This window comes from Vibrio sp. 1249-1 (assembly GCF_033340495.1).
Map to the genome: position 1 here is coordinate 1 of NZ_JAWOWJ010000207.1, position 951 is coordinate 951.

1 protein-coding gene is annotated in these 951 nt (G+C 52.3%); it reads left to right on the forward strand.

Annotation, left to right across the window (positions count from 1 at the left end; all coding sequences use genetic code 11):
* Positions 1–951, forward strand: a 951-nt coding sequence (locus R7Z50_RS25295) for a PAS-domain containing protein (RefSeq protein WP_318149459.1), incomplete at both ends; no start/stop codon positions are given.

The window sequence follows — 951 nt, forward strand, 5'->3', positions numbered from 1 at the left end:
TTGCTGATGTGATTCGCCACAATGCTGAGCAAGGTTTATGTGGCCCCGGCGATCCAGAAGACCACGTACGCCGCCGCGTGTATCACCTTGAGCAAGGCACGCGACATACCTCTTCCCGTGTGCGCCCTGATGGACGAGTGATCGAAGTGCAGGGTAACCCGATGCCCGGCGGTGGTTTTGTAATGAGCTTTACGGACATCACCGTATTCCGCGATGCCGAGCAAGCACTGAAAGACGCCAATGAAACGTTAGAAGAACGAGTGCGCGCGCGCACTAGAGAGTTGGAGCAACTCAACAAGCAGTTGGTGGCAGCGACGCAGCGTTCGGATTTGGAATCGAAATCGAAATCACGTTTTTTAGCGGCCGTGAGTCACGACTTGATGCAGCCGCTCAATGCCGCTCGTTTGTTTGCGTCTTCACTTTCTGAAGTAGCCAAAGACAGCGAAACCCGCAAGTTGTCGGCACACATCGAAAGTGCGTTAGGCGCGGCGGAAGATTTGATCGGAGATTTGCTGGATATTTCGCGTTTGGAATCGGGTAAGTTGGAAGTCAATGTTCATGGCTTCGCGGTCAACGATGTTCTGGCGAACCTCAATGCGGAATTTAGCGCATTGGCCAAACAACAGGGGATCGAGTTCACTATGATCCCATCTTCTCTAATGGTGAAATCGGACCCTAAATTACTGCGTCGTGTGGTGCAGAATTTCCTCACCAATGCCTTCCGTTACAGCCCAAATGGTAAAGTTGCGCTGGGAGTGCGCCGAGTTCAAGGGCGTGTGCGCATTGATGTGTGGGATAACGGCATGGGCATCGAGGAAGAAAAACAGCAGGAAATCTTCGAAGAGTTTAATCGCGGAACGCAAGTACGCTCCGATCAAGGCTTGGGATTAGGCTTGGCGATTTCCAAAGGGATTGCGCAGGTGTTGGGGCACGAAATTTCAATGCGTTCGT